The 20,075-nt window shown below is 59.7% G+C and carries 21 protein-coding genes; 11 read left to right on the top strand and 10 right to left on the bottom strand.

Translation table 11 applies throughout. The features are described from left to right. Window positions 1-53: 53 nt before the first annotated feature. The 4 genes from LF252_RS20985 to ytxJ all read left to right on the top strand — a co-directional run bounded on the left by LF252_RS20985 (window position 54) and on the right by ytxJ (window position 3,292). Entirely contained in the window at window positions 54-2,039 is a 1,986-nt protein-coding gene (locus LF252_RS20985; RefSeq protein WP_226271558.1) for an alpha-ketoacid dehydrogenase subunit alpha/beta, read from the top strand. 168 nt (window positions 2,040-2,207) lie between these two features. After that, the gene (locus LF252_RS20980; RefSeq protein WP_226271557.1) at window positions 2,208-2,522 is read left to right on the top strand and encodes a hypothetical protein; all 315 of its coding nucleotides are present in this window, start codon (window positions 2,208-2,210) and stop codon (window positions 2,520-2,522) included. Window positions 2,523-2,595: 73 nt separating this feature from the next. Further along, on the top strand, window positions 2,596-2,922 hold the full coding sequence (locus tag LF252_RS20975) for a hypothetical protein (protein ID WP_226271556.1): 327 nt from the start codon (window positions 2,596-2,598) through the stop codon (window positions 2,920-2,922). Window positions 2,923-2,947: 25 nt separating this feature from the next. After that, window positions 2,948-3,292, top strand: coding sequence for a bacillithiol system redox-active protein YtxJ (gene ytxJ / locus LF252_RS20970; protein ID WP_226271555.1), 345 nt, complete (start codon window positions 2,948-2,950; stop codon window positions 3,290-3,292). Window positions 3,293-3,343: 51 nt separating this feature from the next. Here ytxJ and LF252_RS20965 read toward each other — a convergent pair whose 3' ends face one another. Continuing rightward, a complete protein-coding gene (locus tag LF252_RS20965; protein WP_226271554.1) occupies window positions 3,344-3,751 on the bottom strand; it encodes an OsmC family protein in 408 nt (135 codons plus the stop codon). A gap of 104 nt (window positions 3,752-3,855) precedes the next feature. Between LF252_RS20965 and LF252_RS20960 the strand changes: the two genes are divergently transcribed. From LF252_RS20960 to LF252_RS20950, 3 genes are all read left to right on the top strand, one after another. Then, the gene (locus LF252_RS20960) at window positions 3,856-4,659 is read left to right on the top strand and encodes a hypothetical protein (protein WP_226271553.1); all 804 of its coding nucleotides are present in this window, start codon (window positions 3,856-3,858) and stop codon (window positions 4,657-4,659) included. A gap of 170 nt (window positions 4,660-4,829) precedes the next feature. Then, on the top strand, window positions 4,830-5,732 hold the full coding sequence (gene lipA, locus LF252_RS20955) for a lipoyl synthase (RefSeq protein ID WP_394370416.1): 903 nt from the start codon (window positions 4,830-4,832) through the stop codon (window positions 5,730-5,732). Window positions 5,733-5,907: 175 nt separating this feature from the next. Further along, on the top strand, window positions 5,908-6,312 hold the full coding sequence (locus LF252_RS20950; protein ID WP_226271551.1) for a DUF805 domain-containing protein: 405 nt from the start codon (window positions 5,908-5,910) through the stop codon (window positions 6,310-6,312). Between the two features lie 59 nt (window positions 6,313-6,371). On the opposite strand, the gene LF252_RS20945 is transcribed toward LF252_RS20950, so the two are convergent. Next, window positions 6,372-6,983 (bottom strand): DUF4136 domain-containing protein, encoded by a 612-nt coding sequence (locus tag LF252_RS20945; protein ID WP_226271550.1) that lies wholly within the window; start codon window positions 6,981-6,983, stop codon window positions 6,372-6,374. 213 nt (window positions 6,984-7,196) lie between these two features. Between LF252_RS20945 and LF252_RS20940 the strand changes: the two genes are divergently transcribed. Further along, on the top strand, window positions 7,197-7,493 hold the full coding sequence (locus tag LF252_RS20940; RefSeq protein WP_226271549.1) for an SH3 domain-containing protein: 297 nt from the start codon (window positions 7,197-7,199) through the stop codon (window positions 7,491-7,493). A 92-nt stretch (window positions 7,494-7,585) separates the two neighbouring features. Here LF252_RS20940 and gcvP read toward each other — a convergent pair whose 3' ends face one another. Continuing rightward, the gene (gene gcvP, locus LF252_RS20935) at window positions 7,586-10,510 is read right to left on the bottom strand and encodes an aminomethyl-transferring glycine dehydrogenase (RefSeq protein ID WP_226271548.1); all 2,925 of its coding nucleotides are present in this window, start codon (window positions 10,508-10,510) and stop codon (window positions 7,586-7,588) included. A gap of 176 nt (window positions 10,511-10,686) precedes the next feature. Here gcvP and LF252_RS20930 point away from each other — a divergent pair, with 176 nt between their 5' ends. Beyond that, the gene (locus LF252_RS20930) at window positions 10,687-11,898 is read left to right on the top strand and encodes an NAD(P)-dependent oxidoreductase (protein ID WP_226271547.1); all 1,212 of its coding nucleotides are present in this window, start codon (window positions 10,687-10,689) and stop codon (window positions 11,896-11,898) included. A gap of 126 nt (window positions 11,899-12,024) precedes the next feature. Here the strand turns inward: LF252_RS20930 and LF252_RS20925 are convergent, their stop codons facing one another. From LF252_RS20925 to LF252_RS20905, 5 genes are all read right to left on the bottom strand, one after another. Beyond that, window positions 12,025-12,855, bottom strand: a complete 831-nt coding sequence (locus LF252_RS20925; RefSeq protein ID WP_226271546.1) for a DUF1206 domain-containing protein — start codon at window positions 12,853-12,855, stop codon at window positions 12,025-12,027. Between the two features lie 51 nt (window positions 12,856-12,906). Further along, complete coding sequence (locus LF252_RS20920) at window positions 12,907-13,479, bottom strand: hypothetical protein (RefSeq protein ID WP_226271545.1); 573 nt, start codon at window positions 13,477-13,479, stop codon at window positions 12,907-12,909. Between the two features lie 141 nt (window positions 13,480-13,620). Continuing rightward, window positions 13,621-13,839: a CsbD family protein gene (locus LF252_RS20915; RefSeq protein WP_125417376.1), complete on the bottom strand. Its 219-nt coding sequence runs from the start codon at window positions 13,837-13,839 to the stop codon at window positions 13,621-13,623. A gap of 69 nt (window positions 13,840-13,908) precedes the next feature. Then, window positions 13,909-14,502 carry a hypothetical protein gene (locus tag LF252_RS20910; RefSeq protein WP_226271544.1) on the bottom strand — a complete coding sequence of 198 codons (594 nt, stop codon included), beginning with the start codon at window positions 14,500-14,502 and terminating at the stop codon, window positions 13,909-13,911. Window positions 14,503-14,511: 9 nt separating this feature from the next. Then, window positions 14,512-15,252 (bottom strand): hypothetical protein, encoded by a 741-nt coding sequence (locus LF252_RS20905; RefSeq protein ID WP_226271543.1) that lies wholly within the window; start codon window positions 15,250-15,252, stop codon window positions 14,512-14,514. Between the two features lie 202 nt (window positions 15,253-15,454). On the opposite strand from LF252_RS20905, the gene LF252_RS20900 reads away from it, so the two are divergent. Beyond that, a complete protein-coding gene (locus LF252_RS20900; protein WP_226271542.1) occupies window positions 15,455-16,990 on the top strand; it encodes a tetratricopeptide repeat protein in 1,536 nt (511 codons plus the stop codon). Window positions 16,991-17,078: 88 nt separating this feature from the next. Here the strand turns inward: LF252_RS20900 and LF252_RS20895 are convergent, their stop codons facing one another. After that, window positions 17,079-17,438, bottom strand: a complete 360-nt coding sequence (locus LF252_RS20895; RefSeq protein WP_226271541.1) for a hypothetical protein — start codon at window positions 17,436-17,438, stop codon at window positions 17,079-17,081. A 193-nt stretch (window positions 17,439-17,631) separates the two neighbouring features. Here LF252_RS20895 and LF252_RS20890 point away from each other — a divergent pair, with 193 nt between their 5' ends. Beyond that, a complete protein-coding gene (locus tag LF252_RS20890; protein WP_226271540.1) occupies window positions 17,632-18,051 on the top strand; it encodes a DUF6799 domain-containing protein in 420 nt (139 codons plus the stop codon). Window positions 18,052-18,065: 14 nt separating this feature from the next. Here LF252_RS20890 and LF252_RS20885 read toward each other — a convergent pair whose 3' ends face one another. Next, entirely contained in the window at window positions 18,066-20,042 is a 1,977-nt protein-coding gene (locus tag LF252_RS20885) for a WG repeat-containing protein (RefSeq protein WP_226271539.1), read from the bottom strand. Between the last annotated feature and the right edge of the window lie 33 nt (window positions 20,043-20,075).

Below are 20,075 nucleotides of genomic sequence, written 5' to 3'. Positions count from 1 at the left end.
TCCGGCCCAAACCCGTACTTTTGGCCCCACCCACCAACCACAGTTGATTCCCGATGCACTTCGACCGCAAGGACTACTCGAACGATACCCTGCTCCACCTCTACCAGAACCTGCTCAAGCCCCGCATGATTGAGGAGAAAATGCTCATTCTGCTTCGTCAGGGCAAAGTGAGCAAGTGGTTTTCGGGCATCGGGCAGGAGGCCATTTCGGTGGGCAGCACCCTGGCCCTGGACCCGGACGAGTATATTCTGCCCCTGCACCGCAACCTGGGCGTGTTCACGGGTCGCAACGTGCCCCTCGACCGGCTGTTTGCCCAGTGGCAGGGCAAAACTCACGGCTTCACCAAGGGCCGTGACCGGTCGTTCCACTTCGGCACCAACGAGCACCACATTGTGGGCATGATTTCGCACTTGGGGCCGCAGCTGGCCGTGGCCGGCGGCATTGCCCTAGCCGATACGCTGGAAAACCGCCCCAAAGTAACCGTCACCTACAGCGGCGACGGGGGCGCCTCCGAGGGCGACTTCCACGAGGCCCTGAACGTGGCTGCCGTATGGCAGCTACCAGTCATCTTCATCATCGAAAACAACGGCTACGGCCTCAGCACCCCCAGCAACGAGCAGTTCCGCTTCCGCTACTTCGTGGATAAAGGCCCCGCCTACGGCATGGAAGCCGTGCAGGTAGATGGCAACAACGTGCTGGAAGTGTACGACACCGTGCGCCGCCTGGCCGAAGACCTGCGCCAGAACCCCCGCCCCGTGCTGCTGGAGGCCCTCACCTTCCGCATGCGTGGCCACGAGGAAGCCAGCGGCACCAAGTACGTGCCCCAGGAGCTGTTTGAGCAGTGGGCCCAGAAAGACCCGGTGGAGAACTACGAAAAGTGGCTCCTACAGGAAGGCATCCTCGACGAAGAAGCCCGCATGCGCTTCCGCGAAACCATCAAGCGCGAAATCGAAGAAGGCCTGCGCATAGCCGATGCCGAGCCCATGCCCACTGCCTCGGAGCAGGAAGTAACGGATATGTACCGCTCCTTCGAGCCCGACGCCAGCCTAAACTTGGCAACCGGTAACTCGCAACCGGTAACTGATAAACGCTACGTCGATGCTATTTCGGACGGGCTGCGCCAGAGCATGGAGCGTTACCCCGAGTTGGTGCTCATGGGCCAGGACATTGCCGAGTACGGCGGCGTGTTCAAGATTACGGATGGTTTTGTGCAGCAGTTTGGCAGGGGCCGGGTGCGCAATACGCCGCTCTGCGAGTCGGCTATTGTGGGCGCGGGCCTGGGCCTGAGCATTAAGGGCAAGAAGGCCATGGTGGAAATGCAGTTCGCCGATTTCGTGACCTGTGGCTTCAATCAGATTGTGAACAACCTAGCCAAGAGCCATTACCGCTGGGGCCAAAACGCCGACGTGGTGGTGCGTATGCCCACCGGGGCCGGTACCGCCGCCGGCCCGTTCCACTCCCAAAGCAACGAGGCTTGGTTTACGCACACGCCCGGCCTGAAAGTGGTATTCCCCAGCAACCCCGTGGACGCTAAGGGCCTACTCTGCGCCGCCTTTGAGGACCCCAACCCGGTGATGTACTTCGAGCACAAGCTGCTCTACCGCAGCATTTCGGCGCCCGTACCCGATGCCTACTACACCACGCCCATTGGAAAGGCCGCGCTGGTGCGAGAAGGGCAGGAAATGAGCATCATTACCTACGGCGCGGGCGTACACTGGGCGCTGGCCGCCGTGCAGGAGCTGGGCGTGGATGCCGACATTCTCGACCTGCGCACCCTGCTGCCCTGGGATGAAGAGGCCGTGCGCCAAACGGTGGAGAAAAACGGCCGCGTGATTCTGCTCCACGAAGACACCCTCACCGGCGGCCTGGCTGGCGAAATCGGGGCCTGGATTGCCGAGCACTGCTTCCGCAGCCTCGATGCGCCCATTATGCGCGTGGCCTCTCTGGATACGGCCGTGCCCTTCGCGCCCCCGCTAGAAAAGCAGTTCCTGCCCCAGCAGCGTCTCCGCGAAGCCATTGAAAAGCTGCGCAACTACTAGAATAGCGCGCAGCTCCGCTTCGCGCACGAGCGGGGCGAGTAACCGGAGCGTAAGCACTACACGCTCGGTACTCGCTCGTGCGCGAAGCGGAGCTGCGCGCTACTGGCTTACTGGTATCTGTTCCGTAATTTGCCGGCCGTACCTGCTGCCCAGCTGAATTCTGATTGCATGAAACTATCCGGTGCTTTTCGTCGCCTGCCTATTCTGGTAGTAGCCGCCTTGTTGCTGCTGACTGCGCCGGCCTGCCACCGGTACCGCATTCCAAGCCCCAAAGGACCACCCCAGCCCAAGGTGAAAAAGGCGAAAAATCCGGGTAACGAATCGGCCGACGGACGGGCCCTGGACGTAGAAAGGGAGTCGGTGAAAACCCAGAAAAACAGCTACGATAAGCAAGGTTTGCTCAAGAAGCCCAAAATGGAGCGCCGCCGGCTGAAGCATAAAGTAGGACAGCGCAAATTCCTGGGTTTCACGCTGCCGTTTTAAACCAAGTGGCCGTGTACCGGTCTGATTTCTGCTCCTGAATTCCGTTTTTCCATCGCTTTACGTTTTATCAGTTATGCGCATCTTGTTACTGAGTATGTTATTGCTGTGCGGAGCTGCCCCGGCTTGGGCGCAACTGGAATCGACAAGCCCCACCCAGCAGCGGGCTGCCAATCGCAAAGCCCTGCGCGACGCCGAGAAGTTTAACGCCCAGTATAAAGAGTCGCACCTGACGGTGACCAAGCCGGAGCTGAAACACCAAGGCGGCGGCAAGCAGGAGGTGCAAGCCCCACCACCCGGCCAGGCCAGCTACCGGTTCGACCGGAACGGGGAGCCGCGCGTGAGCGAACCATCCCGCCTAAATTTTCGTCTGCGGAAGAAGCGCGCCGCAACCGCGCAGTAATTTTCCTGGAACTCTTCCTCATTATATGACACCCTGGCAACCCCTCACCCAATCGGAGCAGCTCACGGATATCGTCCGCGAATCGTTTGAGCAGCCGGTCATCATTTTTAAGCACAGTACCACGTGCTCTATCAGCGCCATGGCCAAAGGCAAAGTGGAGCGCCAATGGGCCGATGCCGGCCTCGATAACGCCAAAATCTATTACCTGGATTTACTGCGCTACCGGCCCATCTCCCAGGAAATTGCCCAGAAGTTCAACGTTCACCACGAGTCGCCGCAGCTGCTGCTTATCCAGAACGGTGAATGCACCCTTGATTCCTCGCACATGGCCATTAAGCTGAGCGAGGTGAAGGAGGTTATTGGTGCTTAGTTGGTAGTGCCTAGTGCCTAGATTGTGTAACTAGGCACTAGGCATTACCAACTAAGCACTATACTCGAACCGAACTTCCTGCCGAATTTCCGGGTTCAGGCTAAGAGCCACCGGGCAGGTGCGGGCGGCATTTTCCAGGATGGCGCGGTCCTTTTCTGACAGGGACGCGGGCAGCCGGAACGTTACGTCAATCTGCCCGATGCGGCGCGGTTCCGCCACCATATGCTTGGTTACTTCCCATTGCACCCCTGTCAGGTCCAACTCGTGGCGAGCGGCTACGATGCCCATAATCGTCATCATGCACGAGCCCAGAGAGGCGGCTACTAAGTCGGTGGGCGAAAAGGCCTCGCCCTGGCCGTGGTTGTCCACGGGGGCGTCGGTGAGAATGGTATTGCCGGAGGCTACGTGGGTAGCTTCGGTGCGTAAATTTCCGGCGTAGCGGGCAGTGGCTGTGCTCATGGCAACTTGATTAAGGTAAGCAGGGTATGCACGTAAATTTACGTACTTTCGGCAGGGTTGGCGGCTGGCGGCTGCTGAGCCAGCAGTTTATTTTTCGCCTCTCTATGCCGTCCAAACCCGTGCGTATTCTGCTTGTTTTCGGTGCCAGTCTGCTGGTGGCCACTTTAGGGATGGGGCTGCGGGCCCAGGCCCAGCAATCCACCCAAACCCTGGCCTCCAGCAACGACGAGCCATCGTACCGCAAGGAGTTTATTTACGGGGTCAACTTCAATACGCGAGGCGGTTTGATAGGCGGCGCTTCGGTACGCTCCACTCGGTTGCTCAACCAGGACTGGTCCCGGTTCTGGAGCTTGGAGGTAGTAGAAGTGAAGCACCCGAAGGAGCAGAAGATACCGACCCCATATGGTGGGGTCATTGTGCGCGGGAAAAGCAACTACCTCTTCGTGGTACGGCCTTCGCTGGGCGCACAGCGCGTCATTTTCCGGAAGGCTCCTGATTCCGGCGTGCAGGTAAACGGGTTGGTAAGCGGTGGTCCGTCAATAGGCCTGCTGATGCCCTACTACATCAGCTATAACTACTCCGACAATCCCGCTGGCCCCATTACGGAATACCGCGACGAGCAGTATGACCCTCGGATACATTCTTATGACCGGATTCTGGACCGGGCACCCTTGTTTTCGGGCATTGGTAGTACGAAAGTGCAGATGGGGGCCCACATCCGGGGGGCGCTGAGCTTTGAATACGGCCGCTACCGTGACGCCGTAGCCGGTGTGGAAGTAGGGGCTATGGTGGAAGCTTACACGAAAGCGCCCCCCATTATCCGGGAGCGGACTATTTCGGATGAATCCCTCAACGACCGGTTTATGCCTTCGGTGTACCTGACGGTTTACCTGGGTTCCCGCAACTAGCTATTCTCCCGCCCAATAGCCGCGTTTCACCTGCCGGCCGATGCTCTGCGCTTCGGCCGGCAGTTTTTTATGCCCCGGCCCGTGGCTGAAACCTCTTGCCCGCCGGAATTGTCTTAACGGTGGACTATTCCGCCACGTATTCCCCTTACCTTTGCAGCATGGATGACCTGTTGCTGACTCTGCCCATCATTCAGCCTGAAGCAGCCGCTCCGGCAGCTCCCGCTAAACCACGCAAGCCCGACTGGCTGCGCGTGAAGCTGCCCGTGGGCCCGGCCTACGCCAACGTCCGCCGTCTGGTGGATGAGCATAAGCTGCATACTATCTGCGAATCGGGCAACTGCCCGAACATGGGGGAGTGCTGGGGTGCCGGCACCGCTACCTTCATGATTCTGGGCAACGTGTGCACGCGCTCTTGCTCGTTCTGCGCCGTGGCTACCGGCCGCCCCAACGAGTATGACCTTGATGAGCCCCGTCGCGTGGCAAAAGCCATTCAGCTGATGGGCGTAAAGCACGCGGTAATCACCAGCGTGAACCGGGACGAATTAAAAGACCGGGGAGCCAGCGTCTGGTACGAAACCGTGGTGCAAACCAAGCAACTCAGCCCCAGCACCACCATCGAAACGCTGATTCCGGATGTGAAGGCCAACTGGGCCGCGCTGGATACCATGATTGCCGGCGGCCAGGAAGTGGTGTCGCACAACATGGAAACCGTAGGCAGCCTGTACCGCCTCGTGCGGCCCCAGGCCAAATACGACCGGAGCCTGGAGCAAATCCGCCGTACCAAGGAGGCGGGTAAGCGCACCAAGTCAGGTATTATGCTGGGCTTGGGCGAAACCAAGGAGGAAATGTACCGCGCCATGGACGACCTCGTGGCCAACGGCCTCGACATTCTGACGCTGGGCCAGTACCTGCAACCCACCAAACGACACATTGAGGTGGCTGAGTTCATCCACCCCGATTTGTTTGCCCACTACAAGGAAGAAGGCCTGCGCCGGGGTCTAAAATACGTGGAAAGCGGCCCGCTGGTACGCTCCAGCTACCACGCCGAGCGCCACGTAAACGTGCCAATCTAAGATTGCTGGCTTATTTCCGAAACCACTGCGCCCCTACTCGCACCCACGAGCAGGGGCGCAGTGGTTTCGGGGGGCTTGCGTATTATGGGCGCAAACCAATAGATTTATACCGGCCACCATGCCCGGCCCAGTGTATAATCCTTCTCGTTATCGATACATAGCTACACAACAGCAAGTGAAAGAGTTTTTTCTATTCAGGGGCCGGTTGCGGCGTCGGGCGTATTGGGGGCGAGTGCTGGGTATTTATGGGGTGAGCTTTGGCCTGTACGCGGTACTGTGCCGGCTGGTACTGCTGCGCTCCACCGATGTTGACACCGCAGAGTTGCTGGCTGTGTTGCTGCTGCTAACTGCTACCTTCTTGATGATTGTGCAAACGGTAAAGCGTCTGCACGATACGGGCTTGTCGGGCTGGTGGTGGTGGCTGCTCATGGTGCCTTGGCTGGGTAATGCCTTTAGTATCGGTATTCCGTTGGTAAATGGTACCTCCGGTCCCAATCGTTTCGGCCCCGACCCCAAAGGCCGGCCCGGGTTGGTTCCGGTGCTACCCGTGCCCGATAGGCCCGGGCCGCCGGAGGCATAAAAAAAGGACGTTGCAACTGGCAACGCCCTCTTCTTGAATCGGCATAATAGCGGCGGAATTTAGCGGCTGGCCTGCTCCGCGCCGGGCGGGTAGTTGCCCAGGATGCTGGTAACAATACGCTGTACTTCAGCTTCCGAAATCGTCTGCTGATCTACTTGCGCCTGACCCTGGCCGCGCCAGGCTAGCTCCTTGCGTTTCACGTCCACGAAGTCGAGAATAACGGTGCCAGCTTTGTAATCGGTTACGTAGCCGCCCCGGTTGTACAGGCTGCCGTAGCCATAGTAACCGTAGCCATAGGGGTAGCCAAACGGGCCGTACGGAGAGCCGGTAGCACGCTGCTTATCCTCCACACGGGCACTGTAGGCTACGTACACATCGGGGGTTTTCTCAGAATACGTCAGGCCTTTCTGAGCCAGTTGTTGCTCTACAGCCGTACGAATGCGCTTATCCAGAAACGACTCGTAGCCTTTGGCGGGGCCGCCTTCGGTGTCAACGGGTTGCGTGGGATACCAAGCCCAGGTTTTATAAGCCCGGAAGTTTACGGAATGGTCAAAATCGGAAGTAACGCCCACGCGGGCGGTAGTGGCGCAACTGCTGGCTCCCAGCAGCAGGCCCAACCCCAGCAGCGAGTAGGCCAGCGGGCGAGCCAGAAAACGGGAAATGCGGTTCATTGCAGACAGGAAATCGGTGGAAAGATCAGCGCGCTTCGAACCACAGACTAGCTGGGTGCAGCGCGCTATACTTTAAACGCCAGGAGCTGGGTGCTCGTTCCCTGGATAAACGCTGCAAGCCGAAGAAATATTGGGTTGATTGCTCTTTAAAAAGTACGGGGCATCTCAAAATATCCCTATCTTTTGCAGAATAAACCGCCTGTTGCCGTATTCATGAAAAGAACTCTACTCTCCCTTTTTGTACTAGCTGCCCTGGCTTCCTGCAGCGCCTCCAAAGACGAATCCCGCTCTAACCGTACCAATACTACGCCGGTACCGCACAATACCGTGGTAGAGTGCATCCTCTATGATGGCATGACGAAAGATTCGCGCCAGCTGGCTACCATCAACTCTGGCAACGAAGTGCAGGTGATGGATACCGTAGATGCCTATTTTGTGAAGGTGCGCGTAACTACCAACGGCCAAACCCAAAACGGCTACATGTACCGCAACTGCTTCAGTAAGAACTAACTTAGGCCAGCTCTCTGTCCCTGTAGTACCGACATAAAAAGGCCCCGCAACACGAGTTGCGGGGCCTTTCATATTAGACTAAGCCGGCGTAATTAGTAAGACGGGCCTTTGTCCGTGGGTACCAGCTGCTCTTCGGCATCCACGTATTGCTCAATGGGCGTGCAGGCGCAGATGAGGTTCCGGTCGCCGTAGGCCGAGTCGATGCGGGATACGGTGGGCCAGAATTTGTAGGCGCGGGCGTACTCGGTGGGGTACACGGCCTGCTCGCGGGTGTAAGGGCGGGTCCACTCGTGAGTCAGCACGGTGGCGGCGGTGTGGGGGGCGTGCTTGAGCACGTTGTCCTTGGCATCGGCGCGGCCGGCTTCTACCTCGGCAATTTCCTTGCGGATGCTTACCATGGCCTCAATGAAGCGGTCCAGCTCCTCCTTGCTCTCCGATTCGGTGGGCTCAATCATGAGCGTGCCGGCTACCGGGAACGATACGGTGGGGGCGTGGAAGCCGTAGTCCATCAGGCGCTTGGCAATGTCCTCCACCTCAATGCCGGCCTTTTTGAAGTGGCGGCATTCCAGAATCATTTCGTGGGCGCAGCGGCCGTTGGAGCCGGTGTACAGCACGGGGTAGTGCTCCTCCAGCTTGGCCTTGAGGTAGTTGGCGTTCAGGATGGCAATGCGCGTAGCCTGGGTCAGGCCCTCGCCACCCATCATGCTGATGTAAGCGTAGCTGATGGGCAGAATGCTGGCCGAGCCCCAGGGAGCTGCCGAAACCGCGCCGCTGGTGCGGCCGTCGGCATCTACCACCACGTGGCCGGGCAGGTAAGGAGCCAGGTCTTTCACCACGCCGATGGGGCCCACGCCGGGTCCGCCGCCGCCGTGGGGGATGCAGAAGGTTTTGTGCAGGTTCAGGTGGCACACGTCGGCCCCGATGGTGGCGGGGGAGGTGAGGCCCACCTGGGCGTTCATGTTGGCCCCGTCCATGTACACGCGGCCCCCGTGCTGGTGAATGGTGGCGCAGATGTCAATGATGGTTTCCTCGTACACGCCGTGGGTGCTGGGGTAGGTTACCATCAGGCAGCTCAGCTTATCGGCATACTGGGCCGCTTTGGCCTTCAGGTCCTCCACGTCGATGTTGCCTTCCTCGGTGCTTTTCACCACCACTACCTGCATGCCAGCCATTACGGCCGAGGCGGGGTTGGTGCCGTGGGCCGAAGCCGGAATCAGGGCCACGTTGCGGTGCTGGTCGCCGCGGGCGTCGTGGTAGCCTTTGATGGCTAGCAGGCCAGCGTACTCGCCCTGGGCACCCGAGTTGGGCTGCAGCGAAACGGCGTCGAAGCCGGTTACCTCGCACAGCCAGGCTTCCAGGTTCCGGAAAATTTCGGCGTAGCCCTGGGCCTGCTCACGCGGGGCGAAGGGGTGCAGACCGCCAATTTCCGGCCAGGTCACCGGAATCATCTCGGCGGTGGCGTTGAGCTTCATGGTGCAGGAACCCAACGAAATCATGGAGTGCGCCAGGCTCAGGTCCTTGTTTTCGAGCTGCTTCATGTAGCGCAGCATCTCGTGCTCCGAGTGGTGGGAGTTGAAGATGGGGTGCGTGAGGTACTCGCTCTTGCGGATGAGGGCTTCGGGCCAGGTTACCTCTACCTCAGTGGGCTGGGCTACCTGGCGCACGTCGCGGCCCAGCACTTTGCTGAACACGGCCACAATGTCCTGCACGTCTTCGGCTTCGGTGTTCTGGTGCAGGCTGATGCCCACCCGGGGCGAGCCATGCTCCTCGAAGTAGCGGAAGTTGATGCCGGCCGCTTCAGCCTCCTTGCGGATGGCCTGCTGCAGCTCCTGGCTTTCCAGCTTAATGTCCAGCGTATCGAAATAGAACTCGTTGCGCTGGTCGAGGCCCAGGGCGTGCAGCTCCATTTCCAGGGTACGGGCCAGGGCGTGAATGTTGCTGGCAATTTGCTTGAGGCGCTGGGGGCCGTGGTACACGGCGTACATGCCGGCCAGCACGCTCAGCAGTACCTGCGCGGTGCAGATGTTGCTGGTAGCTTTTTCGCGGCGGATGTGCTGCTCCCGGGTTTGCAGGGCCATACGGTAGGCCTTGTTGCCGGCCGCGTCGATGCTCTGCCCGATGATACGGCCGGGAATCACGCGCTTGAAGGCATCCTTGGTAGCCAGGAAACCGGCGTGGGGGCCACCGTAGCCCATGGGCACGCCGAAGCGCTGGGAGTTGCCCACCACGGCATCAGCGCCCATTTCGCCAGGAGGCGTGAGCAGGGTCAGGGACAGCAAATCGGCGGCTACGGTCACGAACAGGTTGTTGTCGTGGGCCTGCGAGATGAAGTCGGTGTAGTCGTACACGGCGCCGTCGGCGGCGGGGTACTGCAACAGGGCCCCGAATAGCGTCTCGTCGGTGAGGTCGAAGGTGCGGTGGTCCCCGATAACTACTTCGATGCCCAGGGGCTCGGCGCGGGTGCGTACCACATCGATGGTCTGGGGCAGTACCTGCTCGGAAATGAAGTAGCGGGTGGCGTTTTTCTTTTTGCTGAGCGAGTGGAACATGTGCAGCGTCTCGGCGGCGGCGGTTCCTTCGTCGAGCAGGGAGGCGTTGGCAATTTCCAGGCCCGTGAGGTCAATTACCATCGTCTGGTAGTTGATGAGGGCTTCGAGGCGGCCCTGGGCAATTTCGGCCTGGTAGGGCGTGTAGGCCGTGTACCAGCCCGGATTTTCCAGGATGTTGCGCTGAATGACGGCGGGCAGCTGGGTATCGTGGTAGCCCAGGCCGATGTAGTTCTTGAACAGCTTATTCTGGCTGGCAATACCTTTGAATTTCGCCAAAAAAGCCCGCTCCGTGAGGGCAGCGGGCAGGTTCAGCGGCTTTTTCAGGCGGATGGCGGCCGGCACGGTTTCGTCGATGAGCTGGTCAATCGACTCCACGCCGATAACGCGCAGCATTTCCGCTACGGCAGCTTCGTCGGGGCCGTTGTGACGGTCCACAAACACATCGGCGGGCTTGGTCTTCAGCAACATAAAGAGAAGGGTGAGGGTGGCAATGCAAGCGGCCCCAACGGAGCCCCTACAAAGGTAGCGCGAAAAGGCTTCACCCTTAAACCGATAAGTGGGCAAATGTTTAGCCCGGCGGCTGCAAAGTGGGACTCAACAATTTTCCGCAGATTTAGCCCCCGAAACCCACCCGTTCCCACCGCATGCGTCCTGTTACCATTGGCCTGATCCGAGAAGGCAAAACCCCGCCCGATAAACGCGTTCCGCTCACCCCCAAAAAATGCACCGAGGCCGAAGCCCGTTTCCCCGGCCTGAAAATAGTAGTCCAGGAAAGCCCCATCCGCTGCTTCTCCGACCAGGAATACCGCAACCTGGGTCTGGAAGTGCGCCCCGATGTGTCGGATTGCGACATTCTGATGGGGGTGAAAGAGGTGCCCGTGGCGCAGCTCATTCCCAACAAAACCTACCTGTTCTTCTCGCACACCGTGAAAAAGCAGCCCGCCAACCGGGAGCTGCTGCGCCAGGTGCTGGCTAAGAACATTACCCTCATCGACTATGAGCTGCTCACCAATGAAAACGGGGAGCGAATTGTAGCCTTCGGGCGCTGGGCCGGTATTGTGGGGGCTTACAACGGCCTGCTGACTTATGGCCGCAAGCACGGCCTCTACGAGCTAAAGCCGGCCTACGAGTGCGTGGACATGGAAGATATGCAGGAGGAATTTTTCAAGGTGAAGCGCCTGCCACCCATCAAAATAGCCGTAACCGGTACCGGCCGCGTGGGTCAGGGCGCGGTGGAAGTTCTGGACATGATGGGCATCCGGCGCGTGAGCGTGTACGATTACCTCTACCACGACTTCACCGAGCCGGTGTACTGCCAGCTGCGCAGCTCCGACTACAACCGCCGCCGCGACGGCCGGGTGTGGGATACCCCCGATTTTCACTGCAACCCCCACGAGTATGAAAGCACGTTCCAGAACTTTCTGCCCGTCACTAATCTACTCATAGCCTGCGCCTACTGGCACCCGCAGGGCCCCCGGCTGTTTTCGGAGCACGATACCCGCCGCTCCCACTTCCGCCTCGATACCATTGCCGATGTGACCTGCGACGTGGACGGCTCCATCCCCACTACCAAGCGCAGCAGCACCATCCAGGAGCCGGCCTTCGACTACAACCCCACCACCAGCGAGTTGGAGCCCGCCTACGCTCGGCCCGATAACATCACCATCATGGCCGTGGACAACCTCCCCTGCGAGTTGCCGCGCAACGCCAGCCGGGACTTCGGCCGCCAGCTCATCGACAACGTGCTGCCTCACCTCTTGCATGAGGGCGGTGATGCCGTAGTTGAGCGGGCTACCATTGCCCGCAACGGCCAGCTTACTGAGCGGTATCAGTACCTGCAGGATTACGTGGGGTAAAAGAGAGCCCCAAGAACTGAGAGCTTAGAAGTGAGAAGGGGTAGATACGTTTTGCAACCCAAACGGGATAACAGAACGCACCTACTCCTTCTCACTTCTAAGCTCTCAGTTCTAGAATCTAAATCCTCAAATTCGAGGCAGAACGGGGTATTTTGCCTGCACCAGCATGTACAAACCGTAGCACATCAGCCCGGCGGCTACTACACCCAATACGGCCGGCCCCATGGTGGCCAGCAGGTCGAAAGCTTCATCGGTGGTGCCCACGGCAGCAGCGCGGTGCTGGCGCCCGGCCTGCACCAGAAAGTAGCCCAGAATACCCATTACAATGCCTCGGGCGGTGTAGCCAAGCTGCCCAATACGGTACACGGTATTCTGCTGACCGGCCGGAATATCGGCGCTGTTGACGTGCTTGTGGAAGGAGCCCGAATAGGCTTTGACGATTTGGTAAATGCCCACGCCGATGGTAATTACCCCCACCAACATAATAATCCACTCACCGGCCGGCCAGCTTAGTACCCGGGCTACCAGGCTTTGCTGGGTGTTGCCGCCCTGGCTGGCAGAGCCCTTCAGAGCTAGGTTGGCGGCGTACCAGGCTAGGCTGGCGTAAAGTAGCCCGCTGCCCGCGTACCCCAGGCGCCGACCAATGCCCTTAGCACCGGAGCCTTTGTTCTCCGTGTCGCGCAGGGCTTGGGTAAAGCGCCACACGATGTAGCCCAGCAGGCCAAACGCAATAAACCCAAGCAATACCGGGCCACCCGGCAGGCTTTGCAGGGTTTGCACGGCCTGCTTTTTATCGGCGGTCTGGCCACCCTGCTGGCCGGTGGCGGCCAACAGGGCTAGCAGGCCCATCAGCAGGTACACAATGCCCTTGGCGGCAAAACCAAAGCGGGCCAGCGCCTTGATGCCGGAGGACGGAGAAGTGGGCAGCGCCTGCTGCACTGAAGAAGTAAGTGACATAGCCAGAGAGTAGGAGTGGAGTGCTGAGCCCTACCATACGCAATACGGCCGTTAAGGGCCAACCCGCGCGCCCCCCAGTAACCCTGGCGGCCGGTACAATTGAGCACCACGCGCAATAATCGACTGATTCTCGGGCAGGTTCAGGGTGAGAATGGGTTTGCTGCGCACTTCCTCGCTGCGCAGAAGCTTCTCTAGGTTGCCGCCCGGCCGCACGTAGGGAACGAAAAACCGGTCCGCCAAATCGGCAATCAGCGCGTTACGGATACTGGCTGTTTCCTGCGTTACGGTGGCTACTTCCTGCTCAAAAGGCGTGACGAATAGCAACCGGCCCTGCTGAATATCCCGCTCGTAGTCCATGGCCATGAAGGGCTGGATGCCTCGACCCAACGCGTATACGATGGGTTGTTGCTCGGCCCGGCGCAGAAACCGGAAAATGCTTTGCTCCAGCCGTGAATGAAACCCCGACAGCACGCAGTACCCCAGCTGCCGCTGCTCCATGGCCCATAGATACGCTACCTTCTCAATGCTAATCGGATACTCTCGGGAACAAAAAAACGCCGTTTTAGGCAGCCGCAGCAGGGCCGTGTTGCCTAGCGTGCGTACGTCTTCCAGAGTCGTAATCATGAGAGAAATGCCTTGAGTAAATTTATAAAAAATATATTAATAATTATATATAAGCTCAGCAGTTACGCATCAACGCAAAAACGGCCTGATACCGTTTGGCATCAGGCCGTTTTGCAACATATGGGCTATATAGCCCGATAATTAGAACGTACGGTGGAACCAGTTCTTGATGTCGTCAATGGTTTCGCCGGTTTTCTGTTGCAGGCGGCCAAACCACTCATCCTGCTGGCCTTCCTCGTAGCTCAGGTCATCGTCGGTGAGGTTGCCCCACTTTTGCTTGGCCTGGCCTTTGATTTCGTTCCAGTTGCCCCGAGCGCGCAGCTCGGTCGAGTCGTTGATGCCGTTGTTGTTAGCGTCCATGATGGGTAGGGTTTGTTAGGTGAGTTGTACACGTTGTACGGTGCAGGTTACTGCCGAGTTGCCTACTGTTCAGTGTAAGCCGTAGGCACTCAGCAGTACTGCCAGCACCACCGCCATGGTACCCACGCCAGCCCCAAAGCCCCCAGCGGCACTACCCAATTTTTTGTTTTGCGCCTGCCGTCGGTAGCCCGCCACATAGTTGGGGTTGCGGAGCAGCGCGGCGTCGGGTACCTGAAGGTTGCGCTCGGCGGGCGGAACCAGCGCCATAGCCAGGCCCGTAGCCACTCCGCCGTAGCCGGTAGCCACAGTAGTCGCATACGTGCCCCAGAACACGCCCGGTGCCTTAAAATGGGCACGGGCATCGTGCCGGCCTTGGGCATAGGCCGCTTCGCGGCTGAGCGTGGGCGCCGTTGGCGCGGGCGGGTGCTGAATAACATCTTTGGTCCCATTCGGGTACCGAATCAGGAAAACCTGGGAGGCTGCTAGGCGGATTGTATCGGTAGCCGACTTCACGTAGGTAATCACTTCGGGCGTGATGGTGAGCACCTTACCGGGCAGCTCCTCCCCGTCGGTCATTAGAATGGTATCCTGCGCACTGGCCCGCGTGCTCAGGGCCAGGCCGCACAACAGCAGCAACAGACGAATTATAGTAGCAATAGACATGCTTCGAGCTTAGCGGGTGCGGGAGTTGAAACCAAACAGCAGGCTAAATCGGGCACCCCCGTCGCCGGGTACCACCGCGAAGTTTACCGGGAAGTTGATGCCGTTGCTGCGGAAGGACGTGCCCACAGCCAGGGCAATGTGCGCCCCCGCCGGTGATACGTTCGGCCCCAGCCCAAACTCGAAGCCCTTCGGCCCCCGGATGCCGATGAGGGCACTCATGCTGGGCAAAATCTTGCCTTGCTCCAACCCACCAATCAGGGGTACAATTTCCAGCAGGCCCGAGGTGCCGTTGGGCATCCGGAAAATGCGGGTTTCAAACTGCCAGCCAAACTGCGTCAGAAAAGGATTGACATTCAATTCCCGGTCGGCTTTGGCGGCTACTCCGCTGGCCAGCACCGTAATGCCCAGCCGTGGGCCGTTCAGATGAATTTCCTCGAAAGCCGGGGGCTCGTCGCCAGGCACCAGGGGGCCCATAGCGGGAGTAGGAGCCGGAGTCGGAGCGGCGGTGGGGAGCCCGTTGCCCAGCACCTCTTTAGTACCGTTGGCGTAGCGGATCATAAACACATCAGTGCGGCGTACACTAATCAGCGGACCGTCCGGATTGTCGGTGCGCTTGTAGCGCACTTCGGTGGGCGTAATTTCAAGCACCTTCACTTGAAGTTCTTCACCGGAAGCCTTGGTAAGAATATCCTGTGCGCGGGCCGAGAGGCAGCACAGCAGTAAAAGCAGGGGTAGTAGAAGTCGGGGCATGGGCGTAAAGGCTAAGGAAGAAATACACCCTGAAGGTGGCGGGGCCACCGCCGAAAGCCTAACTAGTTTCGTTGTTTATCAGACTATTGGGGAGTAATATGTGATTAATATATAATTGAATAACAGCTGTTTGTAAAAAATAAATCAGACTTGTTGGATGTGGCCGGGGGCTTCTGTATATAGCCAATCTATCGTTACCACCATGGATGATTTAAGAACTACCCTGAGCACGTTTTCGGCCGATGACCGTAAGGAGTTCCGACAGTTTATTCAGCGGCAGCGGCGCAAGCAGAAGGGCCGGATGGACGTGCGCCTCTGTGACCTGCTGCTGCACCAGAAGGAGTATTCCACCGAGGAGCTGCTGGAACGTCTCTACCCTGAGGAGCCCAATGCCGTGGCGTATTACGCCCTGCGCAAGCGCCTCATGCGCCACCTTACCGATTTTTTGCTGCTGCGCCAGCGCCAGCAAGATCTCACGGCGGCCTCCTCGGTGCGCGGGCTGCTCACGCTGGCCCAATACCTGTTTGAGGTAGGGGTGGGGCGCCTGGCCTGGAACGTGCTGCGCAAAGCTGAGAAGCTGGCCCTGCAAAACGAGCAATACGAGCTCCTGAACACGGTGTATAACCTGCAAATTGCTCAGGTCGCCAGCAAATACGCCGATGATCTGCTGGACATTATCCGCCGCCGTAACCTCAACAAAAAAGCCGCCGATGAGGAAGAACGCGCCAACATTGCCGACAGCCTCATTCGCCAGCGTCTGCGCGAAGCCCGCGTGAAAGGCCGCGCCGCCGAGTCGTTCGATGCGATTCTGCAGGAAGTGCTGCGCGAATATGACTTACAGGAAGCCTTTGCCCGCCGGCCGGCCCTACTCTACCGGCTGATGTCCATTGCCCGGGCGGCCATGCTCGTGCGCCGCGACTACCTCACGTTTGCGCCCTTCGTGATGCGCTGCTACCACCTGATGGAAAAGCGGCACGGGTTTCAGCCGGCCCACCGGGAGGCGCAGCTGGGCCTGCTCTACATGATTGCGCACGCCCTGTATCGTACCCGCCGCTTCCAGGAGTCGATTGAGTATCTGCAGCGGCTGCGGCAGCTGCTGGAGGAAGGTCCCCGTTTACGCGGCGCTGCTTTCTGGCCCCGCTACACGTTTCTGCTAGCGGCCAACTACGCGTTTCTGCGCCGCAACGCGGAAAGCATCCGGCTGCTGGAGGAAATTCTCAAAACCACGCTGCCACCACGCGAGCAGCTGACGGCCCGCCTGGGGCTGGGCTTCCACTACTTTGCCGAAGGGCAATTTCAACGGGCCAACCAAGCCCTGCTGGCCATCGGCCGCACCGACCACTGGTGCGAGCAGGAAATGGGGGTGGAGTGGGTGCTCAACCGCAACATGGGCGAAATGCTGATTCAGCTGGAACTCGGCAACTCCGATTTGGCCCTTAACCGCCTGCGCGCCATTGAGCGGCTTATTAAGGAACGGTTCGGGCCCACGGGCGGCGGCTATGCGGCGGTACTGGGCTACCTGCAGCTGGTGCGCGATATTATTGAGGACCCCGATGCCGTTAGCCGCGCTGAGTTTGCCGAACGGGCCAATAATCTACCGGCGTTTGTCGCCCTGGAACAGGAAGATTTGCAGGCCCTGAGCTTTTTCAGCTGGCTGCGGGCCCGTATTCAGCGCCGGCCCTACTATCAGGTATTGCTAGAATTGGCAGGCGTAGTGGAAACAGCCCCCGTTGCCTGATGCTTTCTATTGCTGATTGAGCCGCAAAAAAAATGCCCTCATCCGGTATGGATGAGGGCATTTTTGTCAGTTGATTTCTGAAAAACGCTTAGCGCTTCTGGGCAGCGTTGATTTCAGCTTTGGCGTCGCCGGCAGCTTTGTCGGCAGCAGCTTCGGTTTTGGCAGCGGCTTCTTTGGTTTCGGCAGCAGCCTTATCGGCGGCTGCTTCGGTTTTGGCAGCGGCTTTTTCGCCGGCGGCGTCCATTTTCTGACCGGCGCTTTCCACGGCATCGTCGGTGGCGGCAGCGGCATTGTTGGCTTCAGCAGCGGCGGCGTCACCGGCGTTTTCAGCGGCAGCTTCGGTTTGAGCAGCAGCGGCGTTGGCATCCTCCTTGCCTTTCTCCGTGCAGGAGGTAGCAGCAAATGCAATGGCCGAAGCAACAAACAGGGATTTGAAGATGGTTTTCATGACGAAGAAACTGGGTAAGGGATAAAGGGGATAAAGGGCCACGCTAGCAAGTGGTTCAGGACTTAATGAGCAGTAGACCCGGAAAGTAACCCACCCAGATTTACAGAATTTTGGCTTTGGATTTGGTAGCTAACCTGCGCGCTAAGCGCCCGTATGCTAGCCGGCGCTCCAGTAGCCATTTTAATTGATAAGTATGCTCCCGCTTCTGCGCTTCACCTGCACTGTATTACTCCTGGTTATGCCCTTGCTGGGCTGGGCCCAGGCCAATGATGGCTTCCAGCGCCGCGACGGTACCATGTACCTGATTCGCAACGGCGAAATCCGCCCCATGCCCCACGATGTGCAGCTGCCTAACGGCCGACTGATTACCCGCGACGGGTTTGTGGTGCAGCGCGATGGTAGCCGCACCGAGCTGCCCGACGGCGAAGGATGCACGCTGCTGGGCGAGTTGGCTTCCGTGGGGCGCGGTACTAATGGCCGCCTGCAATTGGCCAGCCCGAATGGAGCGCCACGGGGGCAAGTGCTGCTGATGCGGTGGCCCGGACCCCCGGGCTGGGCAAAGGGTCATGGGAAAGGGCACGGTAAGCACAAGGGCCGCAAGCACGGCCGCTAACCACTGGCGCGCACTTACTGCTGCACTTCCTCGCCTTGGCGGTTAAGCCAGTAGGTGCGGCCGTTCTGTGTTACCCGGGCCCGGCCTTGAGCATCAAAATCGGTGGCGTTGGTATACCGGCCAAACGGGGCCGTGCCCTCGGTGGTATCGGCTAGGTACGCGGGGCTGATGAAGGTGAAGCGGCCTCCAGTTTTTACGCGGGCCAGTTCTTGGTTAAACGAGTACGCCTCCTGGAAAATGACCGGGTCAGTCGGCTCATCGGGGCCGCTGATGTAGTGCCAGCCTCGGTGGTCGAGTACGGCGGCGCGGCCCTCGGCAAAGTCCCGCGCGGCGTAATAGTACGTGCTGAACTCCTGGCCATCTTTGGTCAGAAACGTGTACAACCCTCCCACACGGGCGCGGGCATATCCATCAGCGTACGGGTACAGGGCATCATAGGCGGGGGCTACAGCCTCAGTACCATCCGGCTGAATGAACCCAAATACTCCGCCCTGTTCTACCACTGCCCGGTCCTCATCAAACGTCCCAATGGCCGCGTACCGAGCCGGCAGTAGGGTGTCGCCATCGGTGGCCAGCAGTCCAACTTGGCCTTGTTGGGTGAAAGTGGTTGGGGTATCGGTGCGGTTGCAGCGCAGCAGAATACCCCCGAGCAGCACTACTCCGGTCCCGGCCAGCAAACTTGGCTTCAGCCATTGGGCCTGGGTTGAGGGTAGAGCCCCGAGCGTGGCTGTGCCGTATTGCTTGAGGCGGCGCCACACTAAAGGCCATTTACGGCCCCAGCCGGCTATACCGCTTACTGCGCTGGTTGGTCGTCCCCACTGGGCCCGTGCGGTTGGGGCGGCTGGTTGGGAGGCCACCGGAGGTGGGGGAGAGGGGCGCTGTGCGGCGGCTTGCAGCGGCGCTGCTGGCTCGGCCGGAGCAGGCTCAGCTGGCGGTGCCGCTGCCGGCACCGGTGCTGTCGACAGTCGGCTGATCAGGTCTTCCAGCTGCTGAATCTTGCGGCCCAGCTCGGCGTTACGGGTAGCCAGCTCTTGGCGGTACGTACCCATGGATGCTTCCAAGGCCGCCTTCTCGCGTTTTTCGGCGGCCAGCTGGGCTTGCAGGTCGGGGGCTTCGGGGGCTACGGGGGCAGCCTGCAGTTGGCGCTGCAGCTCGGCAATGCGCTGCTCCCGCTCGGCTTCCCTGGCGGTGAGGGCGCTCAGCTGCTGCTGCAAATCCTGCTGCAACTGGCTGCGTAGCTTCTCCAGGTCCTGTTTTTCCTGACTGCGGGCATTCAGGTCAAGATCGTAACCGGTAGAAGTCCGGTCCAGCTGGTCCATATCCTCTGCTCCCAGCCACCGCCACAACTGCCCGGCTTTCTGGCGCAGTAGGTCGCTGGTGCTTGCGGGGCCGGTCGGGGGTGCGGCTTGGTTGGGTTGCTCCAGTTCGGCAAGTAGTTGCTCCAACTCCGGTTCTGTTAGATCAATTTCCGGGGTAGCCAGCCGGGCCAGGCGGCGGGTAAACTGGGCCGGCTCGGGCAGCAGATGAAACTGGGAGGCGGCTGGGATGGCCGCCATGTGTGCTTCAATTTCCGCCCCAAACCGCACCGAGCCGCCAAATACCACCAGCCCGCTGATGAACTGCAGGTTAGCCGCCTCCGGTGCCAGATACTGCTCCAGCCAATCGGCCAGTGCCACCCGCTGTTCCTCAAACCGCGTGAAGGGCGTGTGGTGGTCGTCGGGTAGCTCCAGGGGCGTACCATCCAGGTACCAAGGCCCCGTGCGCAAATCGGGGGCGGTTAGCTGGCCATTGGCGGGTAGCAGCTGCAGAATAGTAATGCTGCGCGGCCGTAGCACCACAGCATCCAGCTGGCCGGTCTGCGCTAGGGCTAGGTTGCCCAGCAGCAACGTAGCGGGAGCGTTGGTTTCGGCCCGTAGCGCCGCCGCTATGGCTTCAAATTGCTGACCGCGGGGTGGAGAAGAAAAGGGGGCAAACAGATAGGTGTGCAGCATAAGCAAGCGGCGGAAACTGCGTCGGGCAGCTTC

The sequence above is a fragment of the Hymenobacter pini genome (assembly GCF_020421205.1).
In the GTDB taxonomy this organism is placed as follows: domain Bacteria; phylum Bacteroidota; class Bacteroidia; order Cytophagales; family Hymenobacteraceae; genus Hymenobacter; species Hymenobacter pini.
The sequence above is the reverse complement of the archived record's forward strand: the minus strand, read 5'-3'. Positions and strand labels throughout refer to the sequence as shown.

What these genes read in the sequence shown, in the direction of transcription:
- LF252_RS20890 (WP_226271540.1), top strand. Translation starts at nt 17,632, where the DNA reads ATGCTCCCGCTTCTGCGCTTCACCTGCACTGTATTACTCCTGGTTATG.
- LF252_RS20975 (WP_226271556.1), top strand. Translation starts at nt 2,596, where the DNA reads ATGCGCATCTTGTTACTGAGTATGTTATTGCTGTGCGGAGCTGCCCCG.
- gcvP (WP_226271548.1), bottom strand. Translation starts at nt 10,510, where the DNA reads ATGTTGCTGAAGACCAAGCCCGCCGATGTGTTTGTGGACCGTCACAAC.
- LF252_RS20910 (WP_226271544.1), bottom strand. Translation starts at nt 14,502, where the DNA reads ATGTCTATTGCTACTATAATTCGTCTGTTGCTGCTGTTGTGCGGCCTG.
- LF252_RS20980 (WP_226271557.1), top strand. Translation starts at nt 2,208, where the DNA reads ATGAAACTATCCGGTGCTTTTCGTCGCCTGCCTATTCTGGTAGTAGCC.
- ytxJ (WP_226271555.1), top strand. Translation starts at nt 2,948, where the DNA reads ATGACACCCTGGCAACCCCTCACCCAATCGGAGCAGCTCACGGATATC.
- LF252_RS20900 (WP_226271542.1), top strand. Translation starts at nt 15,455, where the DNA reads ATGGATGATTTAAGAACTACCCTGAGCACGTTTTCGGCCGATGACCGT.
- LF252_RS20895 (WP_226271541.1), bottom strand. Translation starts at nt 17,438, where the DNA reads ATGAAAACCATCTTCAAATCCCTGTTTGTTGCTTCGGCCATTGCATTT.
- LF252_RS20960 (WP_226271553.1), top strand. Translation starts at nt 3,856, where the DNA reads ATGCCGTCCAAACCCGTGCGTATTCTGCTTGTTTTCGGTGCCAGTCTG.
- LF252_RS20930 (WP_226271547.1), top strand. Translation starts at nt 10,687, where the DNA reads ATGCGTCCTGTTACCATTGGCCTGATCCGAGAAGGCAAAACCCCGCCC.
- LF252_RS20885 (WP_226271539.1), bottom strand. Translation starts at nt 20,042, where the DNA reads ATGCTGCACACCTATCTGTTTGCCCCCTTTTCTTCTCCACCCCGCGGT.
- LF252_RS20985 (WP_226271558.1), top strand. Translation starts at nt 54, where the DNA reads ATGCACTTCGACCGCAAGGACTACTCGAACGATACCCTGCTCCACCTC.
- LF252_RS20965 (WP_226271554.1), bottom strand. Translation starts at nt 3,751, where the DNA reads ATGAGCACAGCCACTGCCCGCTACGCCGGAAATTTACGCACCGAAGCT.
- LF252_RS20925 (WP_226271546.1), bottom strand. Translation starts at nt 12,855, where the DNA reads ATGTCACTTACTTCTTCAGTGCAGCAGGCGCTGCCCACTTCTCCGTCC.
- LF252_RS20915 (WP_125417376.1), bottom strand. Translation starts at nt 13,839, where the DNA reads ATGGACGCTAACAACAACGGCATCAACGACTCGACCGAGCTGCGCGCT.
- LF252_RS20940 (WP_226271549.1), top strand. Translation starts at nt 7,197, where the DNA reads ATGAAAAGAACTCTACTCTCCCTTTTTGTACTAGCTGCCCTGGCTTCC.
- LF252_RS20905 (WP_226271543.1), bottom strand. Translation starts at nt 15,252, where the DNA reads ATGCCCCGACTTCTACTACCCCTGCTTTTACTGCTGTGCTGCCTCTCG.
- LF252_RS20920 (WP_226271545.1), bottom strand. Translation starts at nt 13,479, where the DNA reads ATGATTACGACTCTGGAAGACGTACGCACGCTAGGCAACACGGCCCTG.
- LF252_RS20945 (WP_226271550.1), bottom strand. Translation starts at nt 6,983, where the DNA reads ATGAACCGCATTTCCCGTTTTCTGGCTCGCCCGCTGGCCTACTCGCTG.